The organism is Kocuria sp. HMSC066H03 (genome assembly GCF_001812045.1).
Classification (GTDB): Bacteria; Actinomycetota; Actinomycetes; order Actinomycetales; family Micrococcaceae; genus Kocuria; species Kocuria rhizophila.
The window spans coordinates 1,027,716-1,052,058 of sequence record NZ_KV807506.1; the positions used below are offsets into that span (position 1 = coordinate 1,027,716).

General features: G+C 69.9%; 25 protein-coding genes and 1 pseudogene. 13 read left to right on the top strand and 13 right to left on the bottom strand.

Going from position 1 to position 24,343, the window contains the following annotated elements:
• The first annotated feature begins 36 nt into the window (after window positions 1-36).
• Window positions 37-1,794 (top strand): oleate hydratase, encoded by a 1,758-nt coding sequence (locus HMPREF2833_RS07995; protein ID WP_070637317.1) that lies wholly within the window; start codon window positions 37-39, stop codon window positions 1,792-1,794.
• A 47-nt stretch (window positions 1,795-1,841) separates the two neighbouring features.
• On the opposite strand, the gene HMPREF2833_RS08000 is transcribed toward HMPREF2833_RS07995, so the two are convergent.
• Window positions 1,842-2,264, bottom strand: coding sequence for a MarR family winged helix-turn-helix transcriptional regulator (locus tag HMPREF2833_RS08000; RefSeq protein WP_047979501.1), 423 nt, complete (start codon window positions 2,262-2,264; stop codon window positions 1,842-1,844).
• A 150-nt stretch (window positions 2,265-2,414) separates the two neighbouring features.
• Here HMPREF2833_RS08000 and HMPREF2833_RS08005 point away from each other — a divergent pair, with 150 nt between their 5' ends.
• From HMPREF2833_RS08005 to HMPREF2833_RS08015, 3 genes are all read left to right on the top strand, one after another.
• Window positions 2,415-3,734, top strand: coding sequence for an SLC5/6 family protein (locus tag HMPREF2833_RS08005; RefSeq protein ID WP_070637320.1), 1,320 nt, complete (start codon window positions 2,415-2,417; stop codon window positions 3,732-3,734).
• 201 nt (window positions 3,735-3,935) lie between these two features.
• Window positions 3,936-5,261, top strand: coding sequence for a cryptochrome/photolyase family protein (locus HMPREF2833_RS08010; protein WP_047979411.1), 1,326 nt, complete (start codon window positions 3,936-3,938; stop codon window positions 5,259-5,261).
• Between the two features lie 22 nt (window positions 5,262-5,283).
• Complete coding sequence (locus tag HMPREF2833_RS08015; RefSeq protein ID WP_047979410.1) at window positions 5,284-6,039, top strand: SDR family oxidoreductase; 756 nt, start codon at window positions 5,284-5,286, stop codon at window positions 6,037-6,039.
• Between the two features lie 53 nt (window positions 6,040-6,092).
• Here HMPREF2833_RS08015 and HMPREF2833_RS08020 read toward each other — a convergent pair whose 3' ends face one another.
• The 6 genes from HMPREF2833_RS08020 to HMPREF2833_RS08045 form a co-directional block, all read right to left on the bottom strand.
• On the bottom strand, window positions 6,093-6,776 hold the full coding sequence (locus tag HMPREF2833_RS08020) for a GNAT family N-acetyltransferase (protein WP_047979409.1): 684 nt from the start codon (window positions 6,774-6,776) through the stop codon (window positions 6,093-6,095).
• Between the two features lie 11 nt (window positions 6,777-6,787).
• A complete protein-coding gene (locus tag HMPREF2833_RS08025) occupies window positions 6,788-7,363 on the bottom strand; it encodes a PIN domain-containing protein (RefSeq protein WP_047979408.1) in 576 nt (191 codons plus the stop codon).
• An 81-nt stretch (window positions 7,364-7,444) separates the two neighbouring features.
• Window positions 7,445-7,876, bottom strand: coding sequence for a helix-turn-helix domain-containing protein (locus HMPREF2833_RS08030; RefSeq protein WP_047979407.1), 432 nt, complete (start codon window positions 7,874-7,876; stop codon window positions 7,445-7,447).
• Window positions 7,877-7,959: 83 nt separating this feature from the next.
• Window positions 7,960-9,582 carry an AMP-binding protein gene (locus HMPREF2833_RS08035; protein ID WP_070637322.1) on the bottom strand — a complete coding sequence of 541 codons (1,623 nt, stop codon included), beginning with the start codon at window positions 9,580-9,582 and terminating at the stop codon, window positions 7,960-7,962.
• 77 nt (window positions 9,583-9,659) lie between these two features.
• Window positions 9,660-10,829, bottom strand: a complete 1,170-nt coding sequence (locus tag HMPREF2833_RS08040; protein WP_047979459.1) for an acyl-CoA dehydrogenase family protein — start codon at window positions 10,827-10,829, stop codon at window positions 9,660-9,662.
• 4 nt (window positions 10,830-10,833) lie between these two features.
• Complete coding sequence (locus tag HMPREF2833_RS08045) at window positions 10,834-11,445, bottom strand: TetR/AcrR family transcriptional regulator (protein ID WP_047979458.1); 612 nt, start codon at window positions 11,443-11,445, stop codon at window positions 10,834-10,836.
• 135 nt (window positions 11,446-11,580) lie between these two features.
• Between HMPREF2833_RS08045 and HMPREF2833_RS08050 the strand changes: the two genes are divergently transcribed.
• The 7 genes and pseudogenes from HMPREF2833_RS08050 to HMPREF2833_RS08080 all read left to right on the top strand — a co-directional run bounded on the left by HMPREF2833_RS08050 (window position 11,581) and on the right by HMPREF2833_RS08080 (window position 19,826).
• A complete protein-coding gene (locus HMPREF2833_RS08050; protein WP_059281097.1) occupies window positions 11,581-13,188 on the top strand; it encodes a carboxyl transferase domain-containing protein in 1,608 nt (535 codons plus the stop codon).
• A gap of 12 nt (window positions 13,189-13,200) precedes the next feature.
• On the top strand, window positions 13,201-15,186 hold the full coding sequence (locus HMPREF2833_RS08055) for an ATP-binding protein (RefSeq protein WP_070637324.1): 1,986 nt from the start codon (window positions 13,201-13,203) through the stop codon (window positions 15,184-15,186).
• A gap of 14 nt (window positions 15,187-15,200) precedes the next feature.
• A complete protein-coding gene (locus HMPREF2833_RS08060; protein WP_039100772.1) occupies window positions 15,201-16,364 on the top strand; it encodes an acyl-CoA dehydrogenase family protein in 1,164 nt (387 codons plus the stop codon).
• Window positions 16,365-16,437: 73 nt separating this feature from the next.
• Window positions 16,438-16,902: pseudogene (locus HMPREF2833_RS08065) on the top strand (MaoC family dehydratase); the annotation flags it as partial.
• A gap of 149 nt (window positions 16,903-17,051) precedes the next feature.
• Entirely contained in the window at window positions 17,052-17,942 is an 891-nt protein-coding gene (locus HMPREF2833_RS08070; RefSeq protein ID WP_070637327.1) for an HpcH/HpaI aldolase/citrate lyase family protein, read from the top strand.
• On the top strand, window positions 17,942-18,748 hold the full coding sequence (locus tag HMPREF2833_RS08075) for an electron transfer flavoprotein subunit beta/FixA family protein (protein WP_039100685.1): 807 nt from the start codon (window positions 17,942-17,944) through the stop codon (window positions 18,746-18,748). The genes HMPREF2833_RS08070 and HMPREF2833_RS08075 overlap by 1 nt, the downstream gene beginning before the upstream one ends.
• 133 nt (window positions 18,749-18,881) lie before the next feature.
• On the top strand, window positions 18,882-19,826 hold the full coding sequence (locus HMPREF2833_RS08080; protein WP_070637328.1) for an electron transfer flavoprotein subunit alpha/FixB family protein: 945 nt from the start codon (window positions 18,882-18,884) through the stop codon (window positions 19,824-19,826).
• 8 nt (window positions 19,827-19,834) lie between these two features.
• On the opposite strand, the gene HMPREF2833_RS08085 is transcribed toward HMPREF2833_RS08080, so the two are convergent.
• The gene (locus HMPREF2833_RS08085; RefSeq protein WP_070637330.1) at window positions 19,835-20,029 is read right to left on the bottom strand and encodes a hypothetical protein; all 195 of its coding nucleotides are present in this window, start codon (window positions 20,027-20,029) and stop codon (window positions 19,835-19,837) included.
• Between the two features lie 336 nt (window positions 20,030-20,365).
• On the opposite strand from HMPREF2833_RS08085, the gene HMPREF2833_RS08090 reads away from it, so the two are divergent.
• Window positions 20,366-20,689: a hypothetical protein gene (locus HMPREF2833_RS08090; protein WP_141756172.1), complete on the top strand. Its 324-nt coding sequence runs from the start codon at window positions 20,366-20,368 to the stop codon at window positions 20,687-20,689.
• A gap of 26 nt (window positions 20,690-20,715) precedes the next feature.
• On the opposite strand, the gene HMPREF2833_RS12155 is transcribed toward HMPREF2833_RS08090, so the two are convergent.
• The 3 genes from HMPREF2833_RS12155 to HMPREF2833_RS08095 all read right to left on the bottom strand — a co-directional run bounded on the left by HMPREF2833_RS12155 (window position 20,716) and on the right by HMPREF2833_RS08095 (window position 22,253).
• Window positions 20,716-21,111, bottom strand: a complete 396-nt coding sequence (locus HMPREF2833_RS12155) for a type II toxin-antitoxin system death-on-curing family toxin (RefSeq protein WP_083310964.1) — start codon at window positions 21,109-21,111, stop codon at window positions 20,716-20,718.
• Entirely contained in the window at window positions 21,108-21,230 is a 123-nt protein-coding gene (locus HMPREF2833_RS12780) for a hypothetical protein (RefSeq protein ID WP_256388764.1), read from the bottom strand. Before HMPREF2833_RS12780 ends, HMPREF2833_RS12155 begins: the two co-directional genes overlap by 4 nt.
• Window positions 21,231-21,338: 108 nt before the next feature.
• On the bottom strand, window positions 21,339-22,253 hold the full coding sequence (locus HMPREF2833_RS08095) for a sulfite exporter TauE/SafE family protein (protein WP_070637335.1): 915 nt from the start codon (window positions 22,251-22,253) through the stop codon (window positions 21,339-21,341).
• Window positions 22,254-22,513: 260 nt separating this feature from the next.
• On the opposite strand from HMPREF2833_RS08095, the gene HMPREF2833_RS12515 reads away from it, so the two are divergent.
• Entirely contained in the window at window positions 22,514-22,681 is a 168-nt protein-coding gene (locus HMPREF2833_RS12515; RefSeq protein WP_168165718.1) for a hypothetical protein, read from the top strand.
• Window positions 22,682-22,806: 125 nt separating this feature from the next.
• Here HMPREF2833_RS12515 and HMPREF2833_RS08100 read toward each other — a convergent pair whose 3' ends face one another.
• Both HMPREF2833_RS08100 and HMPREF2833_RS08105 read right to left on the bottom strand, forming a co-directional pair.
• The gene (locus tag HMPREF2833_RS08100) at window positions 22,807-23,085 is read right to left on the bottom strand and encodes a CDGSH iron-sulfur domain-containing protein (protein WP_070637336.1); all 279 of its coding nucleotides are present in this window, start codon (window positions 23,083-23,085) and stop codon (window positions 22,807-22,809) included.
• On the bottom strand, window positions 23,082-24,143 hold the full coding sequence (locus HMPREF2833_RS08105; protein ID WP_141756173.1) for an iron-containing redox enzyme family protein: 1,062 nt from the start codon (window positions 24,141-24,143) through the stop codon (window positions 23,082-23,084). Before HMPREF2833_RS08105 ends, HMPREF2833_RS08100 begins: the two co-directional genes overlap by 4 nt.
• Between the last annotated feature and the right edge of the window lie 200 nt (window positions 24,144-24,343).

Sequence of the window (24,343 nt, forward strand, 5' to 3'; positions counted from 1 at the left end):
AGCGCCAGAGCGACGCCCCGCGGAAGGAGGAACGACATGCAGTTCACAGCAGGCAACTACGAGGCCTTCATGCGGCCCCGCCCGGCGGAGCACGCCCAGGACACCCGCGCGTGGATCGTGGGATCCGGTCTGGCCGGACTCGCGGCGGCGGTGTTCCTGGTCCGGGACGCCGGCGTGCCCGGCGAGAACGTGACCGTGGTGGAGAAGGGCCGGCTGCCCGGTGGCGCCCTGGACGGTCTGGACGTCCCTGAGAAGGGGTTCGTGATCCGCGGCGGGCGCGAGCTCGAGAACCACATGGAGTGCCTGTGGGACATGATGCGCTCCGTGCCGTCCCTGGAGATCGAGGGCGCGTCCGTGCTGGACGAGTTCGCGTGGCTCAACCGGGACGACCCCAACTACTCCCTGCGCCGCGCCACCGTGAAGCAGGGCCGGGATGCGGGCCACGAGGGCAAGTTCGACCTCCCGCAGCGCGCCCAGAAGGACCTGCTGCACGTCTTCATGGCCACGCGCGAGGAGATGGAGGGCAAGCAGATCCAGGAGGTCATGAGCAAGGAGTTCCTGGCCTCCCCGTTCTGGATGTACTGGCGCACCATGTTCGCGTTCGAGGAGTGGCACTCCGCGCTGGAGTTCAAGCTCTACCTGCACCGCTTCGTGCACCACATCGGCGGGCTGCCGGACTTCTCCGCGCTGAAGTTCTCCAAGTACAACCAGTACGAGTCCTTCGTGCTGCCCCTGATCTCCTATCTCACCGAGCGCGGCGTCACCTTCCAGTACGACACCGACGTCCGCGACATCGACTTCTCCCACCGCAACGGCGAGATCCGCGCCACCGCGATCCACTGGGTGCGCGAGGGCGCCACCGAGACCCAGGAGCTGGGCGAGCACGACCTCGTGTTCACCACCATCGGCTCCCTCGTGGACAACTCGGACGACGGCGACCACGCCACCCCCGCGAAGCTCGACCGCGGCCCCGCCTCGGCCTGGGACCTGTGGAAGCGGATCGCCGCCAAGGACCCCTCCTTCGGGCGCCCGGAGGTGTTCTGCTCCTCGATCGACGAGACCAAGTGGGAGTCCGCCACCGTCACCACCCTGGACGAGCGGATCCCCGAGTACATCCGGAAGATCGCGCAGCGGGATCCGTTCAGCGGCCGCGTGGTCACGGGCGGGATCGTCACGGCGGAGGACTCCTCGTGGCTGCTCAGCTGGACCGTGAACCGCCAGCCGCACTTCAAGAAGCAGCCGAAGGACCAGATCGTGGTGTGGGTCTACTCGCTGTTCGTGGACACCCCCGGCGACTTCGTGAAGAAGACCATGGCCGAGTGCACGGGCGAGGAGATCACCCAGGAGTGGCTCTACCACATGGGCGTTCCCGTGGAGGAGATCCCGGAGCTCGCGGCCACCGGCGCCAAGACGGTGCCCGTGATGATGCCGTACGTGACCAGCTTCTTCATGCCGCGCCACGCGGGCGACCGCCCGCAGGTGGTGCCCGAGGGGGCCCGGAACTTCGCGTTCCTGGGTCAGTTCGCCGAGACCGGCCGCGACTGCATCTTCACCACCGAGTACTCGGTGCGCACCGGCATGGAGGCCGTCTACCAGCTCATGGGCGTGGAGCGCGGCGTTCCCGAGACGTGGGGCAGCACCTACGACGTGCGGGTGCTGCTGGAAGGCCTCACCCGGCTGCGGGACGGCGAGAAGGTCCGGATCCCCGGGCCGGAACCGCTGCGCAAGCGGCTGCGTCGTCGTCTGGAGAACGGCGAGGTGGGCGAGCTGCTCGAGGAGTACGGCGTGCTGTGACCCTCAGCGCGCGCTGAGCGGCCCTGCACGGGTGCGGCCGGAGGGTGTCACCGCGAGGTGTACAGCCTCCGCGCCAGCTCGTGCAGGGTCAGCCTCTCCCGCAGGCTCATGTCCAGTTCGTCCAGCAGCTTCTTCTGCATGGCGGCGGCCCTCTCCTCCAAGGAGCGACCGGCGTCCGTGAGGGAGACGACCACGGAGCGCTCATCGCGTTCGCACCGCTTGCGGGTGACGAAGCCGGCGGCCTCCATGCGCCGCAGCAGGGGCGAGAGGGTTCCACTGTCCAGCATGAGGGTCTCCCCCAGCTGGTGGACGGAGCGGTGGTCGTCCTCCCACAGCACGACCATCACCAGGTACTGCGGGTAGGTCAGACCCATCGCCTTCAACGGCTCCCGGTAGGCACTGGTGACCTTGCGCGAGGCGGTGTACAGCGCGAAGCACAGTTGCGTGTCCAGGCGGAGCTCGGGATCCATGCGTCCATGGTACGGGAGGGCCCTACGGTGCGACCTGGGCCGACGGGAGTTTGTTGAACAATGCCACCGAATCGCGTATAACTATGATCCGGCTCACAGGGTGTCCGCATCCTTTCGCTCGTTCCTTTCCCCGACAGCACGGAGACCCCGGTGGCTGACCACGACCACGCCCCAGACCCCACGAACGCCTCGACCGGAGGGTCCTCCGCCACGGTCACGCAGGCGGGGGCCGCGAACGAGCGGCCCGTCAACCGCCGGTTCGAGACCAACTGGGCCATCTCCCTCTTCGGCACCGCCGTGGGCGCGGGAGTGCTGTTCCTGCCCATCAACGCTGGGCTTGGCGGTCTTTGGCCGCTGCTGATCGTCACCATCCTGATCGGCCCCATGACGTACCTGTCCCACCGGGCGCTGTCCCGCTTCGTGTGCGCCTCCCCCGTCCCGGGCGAGGACATCACGGTGGTGGCCCGCAAGGCCTTCGGTGAGGGCATCGGCCGGGTCATCACCGTCCTGTACTTCCTGGCGATCTACCCGATCGTGCTGATCTACGGGGTGAGCATCACCAACACCGTGGACAGCCTCATGGTCAACCAGCTGGGCATGGCGTCCCCGCCGCGCTGGCTGCTCTCGGGCATCCTGGTGGCGCTGCTCATGCTCGTGATGTTCACGGGTCAGCGGATCATGCTGATCGTCACCCAGTGGCTCGTGTACCCGCTGATCCTGATCCTGCTGGGCGTGACGCTGTACCTGATCCCCACGTGGGACCTCAGCGTGTTCCAGGGCGTGCCGTCCGCCGGCGACTTCCTGATGTCCGTGTGGATGATCATCCCGGTGCTCGTGTTCGCCTTCAACCACTCGCCGGCCGTGAGCCAGTTCTCCGTGGCCATGAAGCACCAGTACGGGGAGCATGCGAGCGAGCGCGCCTCCGTGGTGCTGCGCCGCAGCACCATGCTGCTGGTCATCTTCACCATGGGCTTCGTGTGGTCCTGCGTGCTCTCGCTGGGCCCGGACGGGCTGCAGGCCGCCAAGGACCAGAACCTGCCCGTCCTCTCCTACCTGGCCAACGAGAACGGCAGCCCGTTCATCGCCTACCTGGGCCCCGCCGTGGCGCTGACGGCGATCGCCTCCTCCTTCTTCGGCCACTACATGGGCGCCGCCGAAGGCGCCGTGGGGGTCGTGCGCTCCACCGTGGACCCGCAGGGAACCAGGATCGGCACCAAGACGCTGCACACCGCCGTGGCCGTGTTCATGTTCGTGACCACGTGGCTCGTGGCCATCGCGAACCCCAGCGTGCTCTCGCTCATCGAGTCCCTCGCGGGCCCGGTGATCGCGATGATCCTGTACCTCATGCCCATGTACGCGATCCACAAGCTCCCCGCGCTGGAGCCCTACCGCGGCAAGCTCTCCAACGTGTTCGTCACGGTGGCCGGGCTGGTGGCCGTGAGCGGCATCATCTACGGTCTGGTGGCCTGACGCCCCACGCCGCCGCAGGACGACGCCGCTGGGCCGGGTCCGCGCTCGGCCGCCGGTGGTGCGGTGCGGACCGCTGCGGGCCTGCCGCCCCGGGCCCGGCGCGGTCCCCCTGTGTAGATTGGCCGTGACCGAGGCCGCGACCCCCGCTGCTGCGCAGCGGGGGTCGTTGCACACCCCCGACAGATCGGGTGAGGAGCCCAGATGACCACCGTGGTGCTGTTCCGCGACGACCTCCGGGTCACCGACCACCCCGCCCTGCACGAGGCGGTGTCCCACGGCGAACCCGTGGTGTGCCTCTACGTCCTGGACGAGGAGTCGCAGGGTATCCGCCCGCTCGGTGGCGCTGCCAAGTGGTGGCTGCACCACTCCCTGAGCTCACTGGCCGCGGACCTCTCCGACCTGGGGGTGCCCCTCACGCTGCGGCGCGGCCCGGCAGGGGAGGTGGTGCCCGGCGTCGTGCGCGAGACCGGTGCGGGCCGCCTGCTGTGGAACCGCCGCTACGGTGGGCCGGAACGTGCGGTGGATGCCGGGCTCAAGGAGTGGGCCGGGAAGAACGGTGTGGACGCCCACTCGTATGCCGGTTCGCTCATGTTCGAGCCGTGGACCGTCAGCACCCAGAACGGGGACCCCTACCGGGTGTTCACGCCGTTCTGGCGCGCGTGCACCAGTGGGCCGCCGCCCCGGGAACCGTACCCGGCGCCGTCGTCGCTCCAGCCTGCGGACCCGGCACCGGCCTCCGATGACCTGGCCAACTGGGGCCTGCTGCCCACGCACCCGGACTGGTCCGGGGGGCTGGCACGCACGTGGACCGTGGGGGAGCGGGCGGCGCACGAGCGGCTGGACGAGTTCCTTGACGAGCGGCTGCCCCGCTACGCCCAGGACCGGGACGTACCCGCCAAACCCGCCACGTCGGGGCTGTCCCCGCACCTGCGCTGGGGCGAGATCAGCTCGTACACCGTGTGGCACACGGCGCTGGAGCGCGCTGAAAACCCCGGGAAGTTCCTCACCGAGGTGGGGTGGCGCGAGTTCTCCTGGTACAACCTGTACGTCCACCCGGACATGGCCACCGAGAACATCAACCCCAAGTTCGACGCCTTCCCGTGGCCCCCGCTGGACGAGGAAGTGCTCGCCGCGTGGCAGATGGGGCGCACCGGGATTCCCCTGGTGGACGCCGGGATGCACGAGCTGTGGGAGACCGGGACCATGCAGAACCGCGTGCGCATGGTGGTGGCCTCCCTGCTGGCCAAGAACCTCCTGATCGACTGGCGGCTGGGCGAGCAGTGGTTCTGGGACACGCTGGTGGACGCGGACCCCGCGAGCAACCCGCACAACTGGCAGTGGGTGGCCGGCTGCGGCACGGACGCCGCGCCCTACTTCCGGATCTTCAACGCCGAGACGCAGCAGAAGAAGTTCGACCCGGACTTCGAGTACGTGGACCGCTGGAGCGGGCGGCAGGAGGGCGTGGAGCCCATCGTGGACCTCAAGGAGTCCCGGGCGCACGCGCTGGAGCTGTTCAAGAGCCTGTAGGTGCCGGGTCTACCCTGACCCCATGAGGATCACGGTGCTGGGTGCCAGCGGGAACTTCGGAGCGAACGTGGCGGACGTGCTGGAGGGGCGCGGCCACACGGTGGTGCGGGCCAGCCGCCGCACGGGCGTGGATGCGGTCGCCGGGGAGGGCCTCGCGCAGGCCCTCGACGGTGCGGACGCGGTGGTGGACGCCCTGCACATCAACACCATGGGAGCGCGCAAGGCCGTGCCGTTCTTCGCGCGCTCGGCGTCGAACATCGCCTCGGCGGCGCACGAGCAGGGCGTGGGCCGGATCGTGTGCCTGTCCATTGCCGGGGCCGAGGACCCGCGCGTGAACTCCGGGTACGGCTACTACAAGGGCAAGGCCGTGCAGGAGAGCATCTACCAGCAGTCCCCGGTCCCGTCCGTCACGGTGCGCTCCACCCAGTGGTTCGACTTCGTCCCCGCGACCGTGGGCATGGTCAGCCGGGGTCCGGTGGCGCTCGCACCCACCATGCTCATGGCGCCCGCGCTGCGCGAGGAGGTCGCGGATTTCGTGGCCGACGCCGCCACCGCTCCCCGCGAGGCCCGTCACGAGATCCTCGCGGTCCGGGGCCCGGAGGTGGACACCATCGCGAACTTCGCCCGCCGCATCCTCACCGCCGGTGGGGATCTGGGCGGCCAGCGCCCGGCCATGATCAAGGAGGCGCCCTACCTGGGGCGCGGCATCGCGAACGGCGGACTGATCCCGCAGGACGCGTTCGTCACCGCCACCCGGTTCGAGGACTGGCTGGGCTGACGCGCGGGCTTCGGTGTCGCGACCGGTGGCCCGCGATCTGACACCAGCTGGAGTCAGCCGCGCGCGACCCCGAAAAACCGGCGCAGGGCCTCCGTGCCCTCGCAGATCACCGGAGTCTCGGGGCGCACGTACGTCTCCGGGGTGACGACGACGCGCTGCTCCTCCACGCCCACGGCGCCGTCGCGGGTGTTCTGGGCAATGCGGGCCCTGCCGTTGTCCACGTAGCCGGTCTTCCGGCTCACCGCGGCGGAGGCGTGGTTGCCCACCACGTACTCCGAGTGGCACGCGAGGGCGTCCAGCTCGTCGAACGCGAATCCCACGGCCATCTGGCGCATGAGGGTGCCCATGCCCTGTCCGTGGTGCGCGCGTCCGAGCCACGAGCCCGAGCTGACCGAGCGTGCCACGGGGAAGTCCCGGGCCGTGAGGTCCTGCATCCCCACCAGCTCGCCCCGGAACCGGACGGCCAGCGCCAGGTTCCAGTGCTGCGGTGCGAACGTGGAGCGTTGAGCCCACCACCAGGAGAGCGAGGACGCCGGATATCCCTCGGGCGTTCCGGGAGCGAGCGGCGTCTCGTGCCATGCGTTCAGGAAGGGCATGGGCAGGCCGGGTGCCGAGATGCCGCCCTGGTACAGCTCCACGAGCTCCGGGAAGTCCTCGTCCCGCAGTACGCGCAGCTCCAGGTCCCCGCACGTGATGCGCAGTCCGAAGGGCGGGAAGATCTCCTCGAGTGTCAACATGTCCACTCCTGTCACGGCATACGGGCGATCTGGGAGAGCGTCCGTCGCACTCTGCTCGCGAACTGGGGGCAACCGGCGCTGGCGAGTGCCTCATCCACCTGCACATGGTTTGCCCTGGCACCCCAGTAGCTCAGCTGATTGCGCACAATGGGAATCAGACAGGCGGGATGCGAATCCGCCACGAGCACGAAGAAGTCGTCGGGGTGCAGGATGTCGTAGGGCTCGGCCTCAGGTTCCATCGTGATGTCGTGGGGCGTGTTGCAGGTGAGGACCACGTCGGCCCGGCCGTGCACTGCTCCCGCATGAACGTGGTAGTCGTGAGGATCCGTGCCCGTGAAATGAAGATCGGAAGGAAAGTCTGCCAGGACTTCGTCCATGTTGTCGCGTATCAACCGCGCGCGGCGGGCCGTCTTGTGACCCGGGGCAGTGGGGCACTTCTTACGCATGTTCGCGATGACTTCCGCGAAGACGTCCTCCGTGCTGTGGAGCTGGAACATCGTCGAGTTGTCCAGATGAAGCAGGAAGAGCCAGTCCATGAGGGTCTTGCTGAAGAGGACATTGGCATCCACGAAGACCCGTTGCGTCATGGGCTCAGAATAGGCACGGTGCGAAGGGTGTTCCCGGCCAATGACGCGGACACCTCCCATGTGGCCTGAAGCCGCGGGCCGCTAATCCGCGAAGAATTCGAAGTCGTTCTCTGCATCCAGTTCCCGCAACTCCTGGAACGCGGCACGCCGTGCCAGTTCGCGCTGCTGGCGCAGCTGGAGCACATCAGCGCGCCGGAACCGCGCATGGGATCCGACCTTGAACGATTCGATCTGCCCCTCCCGGGCCCACCGCAGCAGTGTGGGGCGGGAGACGCCCAGGAGATCGGCGGCCACGGTGCTCGTCAGCTCCTCGGGCGTCTGGGCGATGTTCACTGAGCCGTGTTCCGCGATGGCGGACAGTGCGCGGAGAAGTGTTCTCTGCACCTCCGCAGGGAGGGCCACGTCGTTGCCTGCAGCATCGCGAAGAACGAGGCTTGCGCCGTGCTGTGCCGGGGCCTGTGCCTCCCGCACGGTCTGGGCTGAGATATTGATCCGTTCAACCGTGGTCGTCATGACGTGCTCCTGGAGCGCAGTAGTCGCTGTTCGTGCAGCTACACCGTAACGCATTTTCACTTATAAATGAACGACTGGTGGTCTTACTCCTCCAGGTCCAGCAGCTTCAGCGCCTCCTCGCGCATCTCCACCTTGCGGACCTTGCCGGTCACGGTCATGGGGAACTCGTCCACCACGTGCACGTAGCGGGGGATCTTGTGGCGGGAGATCTTCCCGTCCGCGAACTCCAGGATGGCCTCGGCGGTGAGGGTGGCAGCGCCGTCACGCAGCCGCAGCCAGGCCATGAGCTCCTCGCCGTACTTCTCGCTGGGCACGCCGATCACCTGGGCGTCCACGATGTCCGGGTGGGTGTAGAGGAACTCCTCCACCTCGCGCGGGTAGATGTTCTCCCCGCCGCGGATCACCATATCCTTGATGCGCCCGGTGATCTGCGCGTAGCCGTCCTGGTCCATCACGGCGATGTCCCCGGTGTGCAGCCAGCCCTCCGGATCGATGGCCTCGCGGGTCTTCTCCTCCTGGCCCCAGTAGCCCTTCATCACCGAGTAGCCGCGGGTGCAGAACTCACCGGCCTGCCCGCGGGGCACGGTCTCGCCCGTGGAGGGGTCCACGATCTTGACCTCCACGTGCGGGTGCACCCGCCCCACGGTGCCCACGCGGCGGTCCAGGGAGTCGTCCGAGCGGGTCTGGAAGCTCACCGGGGAGGTCTCGGTCATGCCGTAGCAGATGGCCACCTCCCGCATGTTCATCCGGTCGATGACCTTGCGCATGACCTCCATGGGGCACGGGGACCCGGCCATCACCCCGGTGCGCAGGGTGGAGAGGTCGTAGTCCCCGAAGTCCGGCAGCTCCAGCTCCGCGATGAACATGGTGGGCACCCCGTACAGGCTGGTCGCCCTCTCCTGGGCGACGGCGCGCAGCGCGGCCCGCGGGTCGAAGCCCGGCCCGGCCAGGATGATCGCGCAGCCGTGGCTGGTGGCGGCCAGGTTGCCGATCACCATGCCGAAGCAGTGGTACAGCGGCGGGACCACCACGATCCGGTCCTTCGCGGTGTAGTGCAGCAGCTCCCCGATGAAGTACCCGTTGTTGAGGATGTTCCGGTGGCTGAGCGTGGCTCCCTTGGGACGCCCGGTGGTGCCGGACGTGTACTGGATGTTCACGGCGTCGTCGGCGTGCAGACCGGCGGCGACCGAGGCGAGCCGGGCGTCGTCGGGCTCCACGAACAGTGCGTCCCACTCGGGGCTGCCCATGAGCACCACGTTCTGCAGCTCCGGGGCGTGGGGGCGGGCGGCCTCCAGCATCCCCGCGTAGTCGCTGTTCTTGAACGCGGGGCTGCTGATGACCGTGGAGATCCCGGCCTGCGCGAGCGCGAAGTCCACCTCGTGCTGGCGGTAGGACGGGTTGATGTTGACCAGGATGGCACCGAGCTCCGCGGACGCGTACTGCGTGAGCACCCACTCCCACGAGTTGGGCCCCCAGATCCCCACCCGGTCACCCGTGCGCACGCCCAGCCGGTCCAGGCCCGTGGCCAGGGACCGGACGTCTCGCAGGAACTCGCGGTAGGTCCACCGCTTCTCGGCGGCCACGTCCACGAGGGCCTCGTGGTCCGGGAAGCGCTCCGCGGTGCGGTGCAGGTTCTCGCCGATGGTTTCCTCCAGCAGCGGCTGCTCGGTGGGACCGGCGGCGTAGGACGGCGTGGGGTCGGTCATCGGTGTCTCCTTGGTCGGGTGCCGGAAAGGTCAGCGGGGACCGCGGCCGGCGGGTGGCTCGAGGTGGGGTGGTGCGCTCAGTTCGCGGCCGCGATGTGGTGACCCACGGTGGCCTTGAGGATCTCGTCCGTGCCGCCGAAGATCGTGAGCAGCCGCACGGCCGTGTACGCCTGCGCCACGGAGGACTCCAGGATGTAGCCGAACCCGCCGTGCAGCTGCAGGCAGCGGTCCACCAGGTCCTTCACCGTGCCGGTGGCCTGCAGCTTGACCTTCGACGCCGCGATGAGGTCCAGCTGCCCCCGGTTGAACAGCTCCACGCAGTGCGCCACGTACGCCTGGGAGGCCTCCAGCTGCGCGGTCAGCTCCGCGAGCTCGAACTGCGTGTTCTGGAAGTCCAGGACGCGCTCGCCGAACACGTTGCGGCTGGAGACGAACTCCGTGGTCTCGGCCAGCACGCCCTCGGCGATGGCCATGGCGGCCACGGCCACACCCAGCCGCCCCTGCGGCAGCTGCTCCGTGACCTGGTCCAGCCCCTTGCCCTCCTCACCCACGAGGTTGGCGGCGGGCACCCGGACGTCGTCGAAGAACAGCTCGGCGGTGTCCGAGGCCTGCAGACCCATCTTGTCCAGCTGCTTGCCCGTGGTGTAGCCCGCGTGGTCCTTCTTCTCCACCAGGAAGAGGCTGAAGCTGTCCCGGCTCCCGCGCGGGGAGGTGCCACCGTCCGTGCGGGCCAGGACCAGGGCGGCGTCGCCGGAGATGCCGTTGCCGATGAACGTCTTCTGGCCGTTGAGCACGTACTCGTCGCCGTCGCGCACGGCCCTGGTGCGCACCCCGCGCAGGTCGGAGCCGGCGCCCGGTTCGGTGAAGGCGACGCTCGTGACCATCCCCCCGCCCAGGATCGCGGGCAGCCACCGCTGCTTCTGCTCGTCCGTGCCGTACGCGAGCAGGTGCGGCAGCACCCAGTCGTCCTGCAGGTGGAACGCGAGCCCCAGGGCCAGGTGGCCCGAGCGCACGAACTCCTCGTCCATCACGGAGCGGAAGCGGTAGTCGGCGAGCCCCATGCCCTCGTAGTCCTCCGGGACGGCCAGGCCGAGCAGCCCGGCCTCCGCGGCCTGGTTCCAGATGCCACGGTCCATCATGTGCTCGGCATGCCACTGCGCGTAGTGCGGGGCCACCTCGCGCTCGTTGAACTCGCGGGCCACCGAGCGGAAATCCTCGTGCTCTTCGTCGTAGAAGCCGTGGATCATGGGGTCACCTTTCACTGGGAACGGGTTCGGCGGAGATGCCCAGCGCGAGCCGGGACATCTCCTTGAGGACCGCGCTGACCTGGGCGTCCGGGCTCTCGGTCCGGGCGCGGGAGTACGCGGTGGAGTTGATCAGGCCGATCACGGCGAACGCGCGCGTGGTCTGGTCCTGGAGGGAGCGATCGGGCTCCAGGACGAGCAGCACGTGGCGCCACTCGGCCAGGTAGAGCCGCTGGATCTCCCGCACGGTGCGGCGGTTGTGCTGCTCCAGCGAGCCGAAGTCGCGCTCGTGCACGCGGATCAGCGCGGCGTCCGCGAGGGCGAAGTCCACGTGGAAGGAGATCAGCTCTGCCAGCGCCCGGGGGGTGTCCCCGTGCTCGGCGCGGATCGCGCGCCCGCCGTCCAGCAGGCGCTGGGAGATCCCCACGAGCAGCTGGCACAGGATCTCCTGCTTGCTCTCGAAGTGCCGGTACACCCCGGGCCCGGAGATCCCGGCGCGCTCGCCGATGCTCTGCAGGGTCACCGCCTGGTAGCCGTGGCGCGCGAAAAGCTGCGCGGCGGCGTCGAGAATCCTGCGACGGCGCTCGCTCTTGGCCTGCTCGCGGGGCGTCACGACCACGCAACCTCCTTCGGGTGCCGTGCCCACCCCCGGACCTGCGCGGACGCTGTGGGCTGGAGCATGGACAACGGTGATGGGCATCACTATAGTCCACCTTAGTTATCGAGCATTAACTGAATTTCCCGAAGGGACGACATGGCTTTCCTCACGAGCGAGCTGGACCGCAGTTCCGCCGCGTTCCGCACGAACAGCGAGACCAGTGCGCGGCTGCGGGACGAGCTGCGTGAGCGCACGGCGCGGGCCGCCTTGGGCGGTCCCGAGAAGAGCCGTGAACGCCACCGCTCCCGCGGCAAGCTGCTGCCGCGCGAGCGCGTGGCCCGGCTGCTGGACGAGGGCTCGCCGTTCCTGGAGATCGGCGCCCTGGCCGCGGAGGACATGTACGACGGCGCGTGCCCGGGTGCCGGGGTCATTGCCGGGATCGGGATGGTCCGGGGCCGCCTGGTGGTGGTGGTGTGCAACGACGCCACCGTGAAGGGCGGCGCCTACTACCCCATGACGGTCAAGAAGCACCTGCGGGCGCAGGAGATCGCCGCGGAGAACAAGCTGCCGTGCGTGTACCTCGTGGACTCCGGCGGGGCGTTCCTGCCCCTGCAGGACGAGGTCTTCCCGGACCGGGAGCACTTCGGGCGGATCTTCTACAACCAGGCGAACCTCTCCGGCCGCGGGATCCCGCAGATCTCCGCCGTGCTGGGCTCGTGCACCGCGGGCGGCGCGTACGTCCCCGCGATGAGCGACGAGACCGTGATCGTGCGCAACCAGGGCACCATCTTCCTGGGCGGCCCGCCGCTCGTGAAGGCGGCCATCGGGGAGGAGGTCACCCCGGAGGAGCTGGGTGGCGGTGAGCTGCACACCCTCACCTCCGGTGTGACCGACCACCTCGCGGAGAACGACGAGCACGCCCTGGAGATCGTCCGGGACATCGTGGGCACCCTTCCCGAGCAGAAGACCGTGGCGTGGGACGTGATTGCCGCCCGGGAGCCGGACCTGAGCGGGGCGGACCTGGACGGGATCATCCCCGCGGACGTCAACGGCTCCTACGACGTGCGGGAGGTCATCGGTCGGATCGTGGACGGCAGCGAGTTCCACGAGTTCAAGAAGGACTACGGCACCACGCTGGTCACGGGCTTCGCGCACATCGACGGCCACCCCGTGGGGATCGTGGCGAACAACGGCATCCTCTTCTCCGAGGCCGCGCTCAAGGGCGCGCACTTCATCGAGCTGTGCGACCAGCGCGGCGTGCCCCTCGTGTTCCTGCAGAACATCACGGGTTTCATGGTGGGCCGGGACGCGGAGGCCGGTGGCATTGCCAAGAACGGCGCCAAGATGGTCACCGCGGTGGCCTCCACCCGGGTCCCCAAGTTCACGGTGGTGGTGGGGGGATCCTTCGGCGCCGGCAACTACTCCATGTGCGGGCGCGCGTACTCCCCGCGGTTCCTGTTCATGTGGCCCAACGCCCGGATCTCCGTGATGGGCGGTCCGCAGGCGGCGTCGGTGCTGTCCACCGTCAAGAAGGACCAGCTGGCGGCGCGCGGCGAGCAGATGGACCCGCAGGAGCAGGAGCGCTTCGAGGCCCCCATCCGTGAGCAGTTCGAGTCCCAGGGCAACCCGTACTACTCCACGGCCCGGCTGTGGGACGACGGCGTGATCGAGCCCGCGGACACCCGCCGCGTGCTGGCCATGGCGCTGGCGGCAGCCTCCCTGCAACCCCTTCCCGACCCGGGCTTCGGCCTCTTCCGGATGTAGGAGTCCTCGTTCATGTTTTCCACCGTGTTCGTCGCCAACCGAGGCGAGATCGCCGTGCGCGTGATGCGCACCCTGCGTGCCATGGGCATCCGCTCCGTGGCCGTGTACTCGGACGCCGATGCCGGCGCCCGCCACGTGAAGGAGGCGGACGTGGCCGTGCGGATCGGTCCCGCGGCCGCCGCCGAGAGCTACCTGGACATCGACGCCGTGGTGGCCGCCGCCCGGGAGACCGGTGCGGAGGCCGTCCACCCCGGCTACGGCTTCCTGGCCGAGAACGTGGACTTCGCCCGCGCGTGCGCCGCGGCGGGAATCGCGTTCATCGGCCCGCGGGAGCGTGCGCTGGAGATCATGGGGGACAAGATCGCCTCCAAGCTGCAGGTGGCCGAGCACGGGGTCCCCCTGGTGCAGGGCGTCTCCGAGCCCGGTCTCACGGACGAGCAGCTCGTGGCCGCCGCCGAGGGGATGCCGTTCCCCGTGCTCATCAAGCCGTCGGCCGGTGGCGGCGGCAAGGGCATGCACGTGGTCGAGCGCTACGAGGACCTCGCCGAGGCGCTGCCCGCCGCGCGCCGCGTGGCGAAGCAGAGCTTCGGGGACGACACCCTGCTGATCGAGCAGCTCGTGGCCACCCCGCGCCACATCGAGGTGCAGGTTCTCGCGGACACCCACGGCCACGTGATCCACCTGGGGGAGCGGGAGTGCTCGCTGCAGCGCCGCCACCAGAAGGTGATCGAGGAGGCGCCGTCCGCCCTGCTGGACGCCGCCACCCGTGCGCGCATCGGGGAGGCCGCCGTGGCCGCCGCGAAGGCCGTGGACTACGTGGGCGCCGGGACCGTGGAGTTCCTGGTCTCGGACCGCGAGCCGGACACCTTCTACTTCATGGAGATGAACACCCGCCTGCAGGTGGAGCACCCCGTCACCGAGATGGTCACGGGCGTGGACCTGGTGGAGTGGCAGGTGCGGATCGCGGACGGCGAGCACCTCACGCTCACCCAGGAGGACGTCCACCTGGACGGCCACGCCGTGGAGGCGCGCGTCTACGCGGAGAATCCCGCGCGCGGCTTCCTCCCCACCGAGGGCACCGTGGTGGCCCTGCGGGACGCCTCCGGCCCGGGGGTCCGCGTGGACTCCGGGATCATGGCGGGCCAGCGCGTGGGTCTGGACTACGACCCCATGCTCGCCAAGGTCATCGCCCACGGCCCGGACCGCCGCACCGCGCTGCAGCGCCTGCGCACCGCGCTCGAGGACACCGTGATCCTGGGCGTGGGCACCAACGTGGAGTACCTGCACATGCTGCTCACGGACGAGGACGTGGTGGCCGGGCGTATGGACACCGGCCTCATCGAGCGCAAGCTTCCGCAGCTGCAGTTCGCCCAGCCGGACCCCTACCTGGAGGCGCTCGCCACCCACGTGGGTCTCGGCGCCCGGGACGACGACGCCGCGGGGCCGCGTTCCCTGCCGGACGCCGACGCCGCGCGACGGATCGGCGGCACCGCGTGGCGCGCGGACGGCTTCTCCGCCACCACGGCCCTGCCCGGACCGGCCCCGTTCGAGGAGGACCCCTCGCGCGCCGTCGTGACCGCCGTGGGAACCGGGAACCCGGACACCGCGGAAGGCCGCACGGTGCACGTGAGCGAGGGAGCGGCGTCGTTCGAGATCCCCGTGCGGACCCGCACCGGGGCGCTGCAGGCGCAGCTTGCGCAGATCGAGCGGGAGACCACCGCGGGCGGTCCGGAGCTGCGCTCCCCCATGCCGGGCACCGTGGTGGCCGTGCTCGCGGAGAGCGGCGAGCACGTGACCGAGGGCCGCACCGTGGTCTCCGTGGAGGCCATGAAGATGGAGCACCCGATCACCGCCACCCTGCCCGGGACCGTCACGGTCCTGGTGGGCGTGGGGGACCGCGTGAAGGTGGACCAGGTGGTCGCCACGATCGAGACGGACGACACCGAGCAGGACAGCACAGAGCAGGACACCCACGACCACACGGAGGACCAGGCATGAGTGAGAACACCGAGCTGAACACGTTCGAACTGTCCGAGGAGTACCAGGCGCTCTCGGACGCCGTGCGCGAGTTCGCGGACGAGGAGATCGCCCCGGTCTCCGCCAAGCACGACGAGGAGCACTCGTTCCCCTACGAGATCCAGTCCCAGATGGCGGAGATGGGCCTGTTCGGCCTGCCGTTCCCGGAGGAGTACGGGGGACAGGGCGGGGACTACTTCGCGCTGTGCCTGGCCCTGGAGCAGATCGCCCGCGTGGACCAGTCCGTGGCCATCACCCTGGAGGCGGGCGTCTCGCTGGGCGCCATGCCCGTGTACCTGTTCGGCACCGAGGAGCAGAAGCAGCAGTGGCTGCCCCAGCTGGCCAGCGGCCAGGCGCTCGCGGGCTTTGGGCTCACCGAGCCGGAGGCCGGCTCCGACGCCGGCGGCACCCGCACCCGCGCGGAGCTCAAGGACGGCAACTGGGTGATCAACGGCAGCAAGGAGTTCATCACCAACTCCGGCACGGACATCACCAAGCTCGTCACCGTCACCGCGGTCACGGGCACCACCACCACGGCGGACGGGCGGGAGAAGAAGGAGATCTCCACCATCCTGGTGCCCACTGACACCCCCGGTTTCACCGCGCAGAAGGCGTACAACAAGGTGGGCTGGAACGCCTCGGACACCCACCCACTGACCTTCGAGGACGTCACCGTCCCGGAGGCCAACCTGCTGGGCCAGCAGGGCCGCGGCTACGCGAACTTCCTGCGGATCCTGGACGAGGGCCGCATTGCGATTGCCGCCCTCGCCACGGGTGCCGCGCAGGGCTGTCTCGAAGAGGCCATCCGCTACGCCACCGAGCGTGAGCAGTTCGGCCGCTCGATCGGCAAGAACCAGGCCGTGGCGTTCAAGATCGCCCGGATGCGCGCCCGCGTGCACCAGGCCCGCCTGGCCTACTACGACGCCGCGTCCCGCATGCTCAAGGGCAAGCCGTTCAAGACGGAGGCCGCGATCGCCAAGCTGGTGGCCGGTGAGGCCGCCATGGACAACGCCCGGGACGCCACCCAGGTGTTCGGCGGCTACGGGTTCATCAACGAGTTCCGCGTGGCCCGCCACTACCGCGACTCCAAGATCCTGGAGGTGGGCGAGGGCACCACGGAGGTCCAGCTCATGCTGATCGCCCGCGAGCTGGGGCTGTGACAGGGGCGCCCAGCACCACGTCACCCGAGCACGACTGAACGCGCCGCCCCGGCGCACCGGCAAGGAGAACCGCATGGCCAAGGTCATCGAGCAGCGCGGGCTGTACTTCGACGAGTTCGAGGTGGGCGCCGTGTACAAGCACGCCCCCGGGCGCACCGTCACGGAGGCGGACAACGTCCTGTTCACCACCCTCACCATGAACACGCAGTCCCTGCACCTGGACGCCGCGTGGAGCGAGCGCCAGGAGTTCGGGGAGCGGCTGGTGAACTCCATGATGACGCTGTCGATCATCGTGGGCGCGTCCGTCGCGCAGCTCACGCAGGGCACGATCGTGGCGAACCTGGGCTTCGAGGAGGTCGCGTTCCCGCACCCCATGCACCACGGGGACACGCTCTACAGCGAGTCCGAGATCCTGGACGCGCGCCCCTCCAGATCCCGGCCGGGCCAGGGCATCATCAGGGTCCGCCACGTGGGCCGCAACCAGGACGGCACCGTGGTGGCCACGTGCGTGCGCTCGGTGCTCATGCAGGGCGCCCCCGCGGCCACCGGTCACGACGACGCCGCCGCGCCGGCTCCCCGGGACGGGTCACCCGAGCCCGCGGGGACCTCCGGGGCCGGGCTTCCCGGCCGGGAGGCACCGACGAACGCCGCAGCCCCGGTCTCGGACCCGACAGGGAAGGACCAGTCATGACGACCCCGACGTTCACAATGGGCCCCGCCATCCTCTTCTGCCCGGCGGACCGCCCCGAGCGCTTCGCCAAGGCCGCCGAGCGGGCGGACGCCGTGATCCTCGACCTTGAGGACGCCGTTGCCCCGGACGCCAAGCCCGCCGCGCGCGAGCACATCACCGCTGCGGACCTGGATCCCGCCACCACGGTGGTGCGCGTCAACGACGCCGCCTCGCCGTTCTTCGAGGACGACCTCGCCGCGGTGCGCGACACTCCGTTCCGGACCGTGATGCTCGCCAAGGCGGAGTCCGCCGAGCAGGTCCGCCAGGTGACGGACGCCCTGCCGGACGCGCGGGTCATCGCGCTGTGCGAGACGGCCGCCGGGATCGTGGCGGCGTCCGAGATCGCGGCGGCCGGCGGCGTCGTCGCCCTGATGTGGGGCGCGGAGGACCTGGTGGCGTCCCTGGGCGGGCGCTCGAGCCGCCGCCCGGACGGCTCCTACCGGGACGTGGCCGTGGCCGCGCGCGCCGCGGTGCTGCTGGCCGCGGGCGCCCACGGCAAGGCCGCGATCGACGCCGTGCACGTGGACATCGCGGACACCGAGGGTCTCGCCGCGGAGGCGGAGGACGCCGCGGGCAGCGGGTTCGCCGCGACCGCGTGCATCCACCCGGGCCAGGTGGCCGTGATTCGCGAGGCGTACCTGCCGACCGCCGAGGACGTGGACTACGCGCGCCGTCTGCTGGCGGCCGCGGAGGGCGCGCCCGGCGTGTTCCGCTTCGAGGGCCACATGATTGACGGGCCGCTGCTGCGCCACGCGGAGCGCACCGTGGCCCAGGCACGCCGCGCCGACACACTCGGCACCGATGAACCGGGCACCGAGACGTCCCGCACCGAGACGAGGGAGAACTGATGAGCACGAACATCGTGGTTCCGGTCAAGCACGTTCCGGACGCCCAGAAGCAGCGCACGTTCCAGGAGGACCTCACCGTGGACCGCGGCGAGTCGATCCTCTCCGAGCTGGACGAGTACCCCCTGGAGGCGGCCATCGCCCTGCGCGAGGCGGCCCCGGAGGCGGAGGTCACCATCATCGCCGTGACCGTGGGCCCCGAGGACGCCTCCGGTGCCGTGAAGAAGGCCCTGCAGATGGGCGCGGACGCCGCGTTCCACGTGGCCGACGACGCCCTGGCCGGCTCCGACGCGCTCGGCACCTCGGCGGCGCTCGCCGCCGCGATCCAGCACGTGGGCGAGGAGCACGGCGGGGTGGACCTGGTGCTCACGGGCCTGGCGTCCACGGACGGGGAGACCTCCGTGATGCCCGCGATGCTCGCCGAGCGCCTGGACTTCGCGCTCGTGACCCGCGCGGACAGCGTCGCCTGGGACGAGGGGAACACCGGGCTGGCCCTGACCCGCCCCGGAGCGGACGCCACCCAGACCGTGGCGGTGCACTTCCCCGCGGTCGTCTCGGTCACGGACCAGGCGAACGAGCCGCGCTACCCCAACTTCAAGGCGATCATGGCCGCGAAGAAGAAGCCCTCGGCCGTGCTGAGCCTCGCGGAGATCGGCGTGGAGGCCTCCACCGTGGGGCGCGACGCCGCGGCCGCCTCCGTGCAGTCCGCCACCGCCCGGCCCCCGCGCGAGGCCGGAACCGTGGTCCAGGACGAGGGCGAGGCCGGGATCCAGCTCGCGGACTTCCTCGCGCAGCGCCGCCTGCTCTGACGGTCGCGCGGCCCGGGGCGCCTCACGGCTGCCCGGGGCCCGTGTCCCGGCGGTCCGACCCACCGCACTGGGTCGCTGCGGGCCCGTCCCGCGCCGCTCCCACGATCTTCCACTGCGTTCGAGAGGAAACACCATGCACGTCCTCGTAGACCTCGGCCACACCCGTCAGCTGCGCTCCCCGGACCACGAGCTGCTCACGCTCGCGCGCACCCTCGCCGGGGGAGATCCCGTCACCGTGCTCAGCCACGAACCCCAGCCCGAGGGCCTGGCCGATGAGCTCGGCGGCTACGGCGTGGCCACTCTGCTCGTCCCGGAGCAGGAGGCCGCGGACCTGTCCCTCACGGACACCGCCCTGCTCGACGCCGCGCTGACGGACTCCGGTGCCACGCTCGTGCTGGGCGCCAACGACGCGGACACCACCGAGTGGTTCGCCCGTCTGGCCGTGCGCCACTCGGCGGCGATCATCACCGATGCGGTGGGTGTGGCGCAGGACCGCACCGTGACCAAGTCCGTGCTGGCCGGGGGCTGGACCACCACGGCGGAGCCCACCACGGAGCTCGCGTTCGTGACGCTCGCCCCCAACTCGGTGGAGACCGAGGAGGTGAGCGGGGGACAAGCTCCGGAGGTGAAGCCGCTGGCGGTGAGGGTGTCCGGACCGGCGGCCACGGTCACGGGAACGGAGGCCGCGCCGGCGTCGTCGCGCCCCAAGCTCACCGAGGCCAAGACCGTGGTGGTCGGCGGCCGCGGCGTGGGTGAGGACTTCTCCCTGGTCGAGCAGCTCGCGGACGAGCTCGGCGCCGCTGTGGGTGCGTCCCGCGCGGCCGTGGACGCGGGCTGGGTGGAGCACGCCGCGCAGGTGGGCCAGACCGGTGTGACGGTGTCCCCGCAGCTGTACCTGTGCGCGGGTGTCTCCGGCGCCATCCAGCACCGGGCGGGCATGCAGACCTCGCAGACCATCGTGGCGATCAACAAGGACGAGAACGCCCAGATCTTCGAGATCGCGGACTACGGCGTGGTGGGGGACCTCCACAAGGTCATCCCGCAGCTGCTCGAGACGCTGCGGGAGCGGAAGGGCTGACCGAGGGGTTACTCTGCTCGGTCCTCAGGGGCGCGCCGGTCCGCCCGACGCTGGACAAACATCACAGCGAAAGCGCCTAGGCATGCAATCGCAAGCCCCGCGACCAGGCGAATCCAGAAATTGTCGATGCCGGCAGTTGCGAAAACCGCGATGAGAGTGACCACGGCGGTGCCGATGTACTGGATGATTGACGTGTTCTTCATGGGTCGGGTTCCTTCCGGATACGGCGGGCGGGGCCGGGTTGCCCGCTCGTTCACATGAATCTCGGTCTGGCCCACGCTAAAGCACTGGGCCCCCAGAAATTGTGCGGCCGGGGTGACGCGGGGCGGAGTGGTCGGGGGCCCGGACGGTTTCCCGTCTGTCCCCGTTTTCCCCCGGCCGCTCATCAACGTGCTTCACCGTGAACACGAGAATTTCATAGTGTGGCTCCCATGATGGACAACGGGACTCACACCGGACGTCCTCCCCGAGGGGCCGCCTGGGTGCTTGTGGCCCTCGCTGGCGCGGCACTCGGCCTGCTGCGGACCACGGTCGGGACGATGGGCCATGACGACAGCACTGCCGGGGCGGCGTTGAGCGGCTTCATCATCGTGGGGGCGCTCGCAATCCTGCTGTACTTCTTCCTCAGGCTCATCAAACGTTCCGTACACCTGGGGTTCTTCCTCGCCGGCCCCGCGCGGGCTGGAGCGGCCACGGTGCTCGCGGCTCTGGCGTATGCCGCGCCCGGCTTTCTGCTCCTGGACCGGTCACTCGTCGGCGCGGCGGTCGCCCTGCTCATTGCCGGGGCTCTGGGAGCTGCGGCGTACTGGGTGATGGCGAGCTTCTTCCACCGAGAGATTCCGGACAGCCCCGAGGGACTGTGAGGCGAGAACACAGCCCGCGCCTGAGATCAGGGCGTCCCGGTGGGCAGAGCGTCCAGATGCGCCGCGATCCACGCTGAGACGAACTCGTGGTGAACGGAACCCTGCGCTGTGATCTCCACGAAATTCGCCACTTCTTCGTCATTGTTGATCACAAGCCAATATCCATTCGCGAGCAGAAAGACACTGACTGCTCCGATTGCGGTTCGCTTATTCCCGTCCACAAAAGGATGGTTCCTGGAAAGCCCTACCAGGAGTGCGGCTGCCTTGTCGGCCAAGCTTGGATACAGCTCAACTCCCATGTAACTCGTCCACGGCTTGTCCACGGCGCTGGCCAGGAGTCCTTCATCCCGGACCGGGGCCGGGAGTACCGCGTTGTGGATCCTGACCACGTCGTCACGGGTCAGCTGAACCCAGGGCGTCAACGGTCAGCAAGCAACTCGTTCACGCCGGCGAGTTGTTTCTGCGAAACGGCGATGAGCGCATCCAGATCATCAAGACTCAGGTGGGTGAGGTTGGATCCTTCGGGGGCCTGTTCGGCCATGTCGCTCTCCTTCCGTCGGGATCGATTCTACGGTGCTCGCCGCTCATCGGACAGGGCGCGCCGACAGCGTGCCGGGCAGGTCCCGGAACCGAGGGAACGACGCCGCCCTCACACCTTCTCCGGCACCCGAACCTCCGTGCGCGTGGGGGCCGCGCGGCGGTCCGCGACCTCCCGGCGGATCACCCACACGAGTGCACCGGCCCAGAGCACGGCGAGACCCGCGAGAACCAGGGTGGGAGCGGCGTCGGGAAGGGTGTTCTGGACCGCGTCCACCCGCAGGAGGGTGCGCGCGTTGGTCACGATGATGAGCCCGCCCGCGCCGATCGCAAGGATGCGCGGGGCGAGCAGGCGTACGAGCCATGCCGCGAGCGGTGCGGCCGCGACGCCGCCGATGAGCAGGGCGACCACCATGCCGTAGTCGATGTTCTGGCTGCCGAGCGCCAGCAGGAACCCCGCGGAGGCGCCCAGGCTGACCACGAACTCGGACGTGTCGATCGAGCCGATCACCTTGCGGGGCGCGATTTTCCCGGAGGCCAGCAGCGTGGGGGTGCCCACGGGCCCCCACCCGCCGCCGCCGATCGCGTCCATGAACCCGGCCACCGCGGCCAGGGGGACCAGGAACGCGGCGGGCACGCGGCCGTGGAACGAGGGGCGTCGCCCGCCGATGCTGAGGAACCGCCACACCACGTACACCCCGAGCAGCAGGAGGATGGTGGACATGACCGGCGCGGCGGCGTCGCCGGAGACGGTGAGCAGGTTCGCGCCGAAAAATGCCGCGATCCCGCCGGGCACGGCCATGAAGCCCACCACACGCCAGTCGATGTTGCCGAAGCGCCAGTGCGAGAACCCGGAGGCGAGCGTGGTGCCCACCTCCGCCAGGTGCACCGTGGCAGACACGGACGCCGGGGTCAGCCCGGCGGCCAGCAGCAGGGTGGAGGACGTCACGCCGTAGGCCATGCCCAGGGAGCCGTCCACGAGCTGCGCTCCGAACCCCACGAGGGCCAGCACGATGAGTGTGCGCACGATGCCTCCTGCACGGCGGGCGGTGGAGCCGGTGGGGGTACCGGCGAGTTACCGCGTGAATCGCCCCAGCGTAGGAACCGCCAGAACCCGGGCCCAAGGTGTGTGTCTTTGTGCGTCGTCCCATGTCACAGCGTGACGTGGGCTTGACACAGGGCTCAAAAATGTGGCCTCGGCCACCTCCTTGTCAGCGGACAGCACACTGACGAAAATGGGCATGTCGGTGATCCCGCCGATCAGCAGTCCAGAGGAAGGGCAGCACCGTGGCACAGAAGAATCCCGCCAATGCCGGCGAAGAGTCCATCAAGATGAACCCGCAGGACGAGGCCGCGGCCATGGCCCAGGACACCCAGGTGGACGCGGAGCCCGCCGACGAGGGCGTCGGCGCCATGACCGACAACAAGGGCGAGACCCCCGCCACCGAGAACTGAGGTCCGCGCGCGGACAAGGGCGCCCCGCAGGTTTGTGCCTGCGGGGCGCCGTTCTGTGTTCGGAGGGGAGGCGGGGGAGCGCGGCTGCCGTGCGGGCCGTTCTGCACCGCCCTGCGTCCTGGGCCTCAGTCCTCCTGGTCCGCATCCTCCCGCGGGCTGCCGATGTTGTAGCGCGGCGGGCGCGTGCGGAAGTTCGCGAGCTTGTGGGAGCCGTCGCAGAACGGGGCGATCGAGGACATGTTGCACCGGCACAGGGCGACGACGCGGCGCGGCGGCTTCTGCGGCTCGGCTCCCGGTTCCGGAGCGATCATCACGTCCCCGCGCACCAGCAGCGGCCCGTTGGGGCACGGGGTGATGACCACGGGATCCTCAGCGGGGGAGTCCTCGGGGCGTTCGTTGCTCACAGAGCCGCCCCAACGGCGTCGTCCGCACGCAGCGAGGAGCGCTCGTTGCTCCAGCACTCCAGCATGTGATCGCCCATGAGCCCGTCCACGTACAGGCACGAGGCCGCGCCGAACAGCACGTCCTCCAGCAGCTCCGGCTCGTCCTGGGCTAGCGCCCCCGCGAGGTCCCGTGCGGCGATCTGCTCGTGGACGGCGTCGGCCTCCACGTGCTCGTCGTAGTACCAGGTGACGTCCTCGCCGTAGCCGAGCTTGCGGAACGCGCGGCCGTAGTACTTGTTGGGGATCGACGAGGTCATCTCGAACGCCGCGAGGTGCCCGGCAATCGCACCGCGCAGCCGACGGTGCAGCCCGAAGAGGCTCATCACGTTCATGGACGCGAGCGTGGGCGCGGGCACCAGGTCCAGGTAGTGGTCCAGGGTGTCGTCCAGCCCCACACCGCGCATGCTCTGCGCGAAGATCGTGGCGTGCACGCGCTCGGGGCGCCCGCCGCCGTACTCGTCCGACTGGATCTCCACCAGCGCGGCCTTCGCACGGCCCCGCAGCCGGGCGATGCCCCACGAGTGCGGGTCCGCCTCGCGCAGCGTGTAGATGGAACGGTGGATCAGGAACTCGCGCAGGATCTCCTCGCTGGGGTGCCGGGCGAGCCACGTGGCCAGGGTGGGCTTCTCGGCCCCGCCGGTGATGGCGAACATCGTGTCCACCAGCTCGGCGCCGTCCTGCGGCACGGGGTCCGGCATGGGCACGCGTTCCCGCAGCTCGCGCTCGAAGCGCTCCTCGAGCACCGCGCGGATGCGCAGCAGCTCGGGGTCCCACTCGCGGTCCCCGGCGACGAACTCGGCCGGGCCGTAGTGCAGCAGGTACAGCAGGAACAGGGAGAGCTGGACGTCCTCGTCCGCGAGCACGTCCTCGGTGCTCTCCACGGCGCGGGCGACGGCGCTCGCGAGCGTCTCGTAGGCGGCGTCCGGGGTGTTCTGAGGTCCGGTCAGGACGTCCAGGAGGGCGGTGCTCACGGGTCCCCGGGCTGCCGGGGCGGCTGTGCGGACGGGGGTTGTGGTCATGATCGTGGTCTCCCGTGACGAAGTCGTTGAGTGGTCCGTCCGCGGGTCGTGTGGCCCGCTGGCGGACGTGCCGCCGAGGATGCACACCGGGTGGGTGGCGTCGTCGGCACGGCGTGCACGGTGTCCTACCGCGCACGCGATGGGTGGGGGAGCAGGCGGTGACCCGCGGACCGTGACCGGGTCACGATCCGCGGGCAACC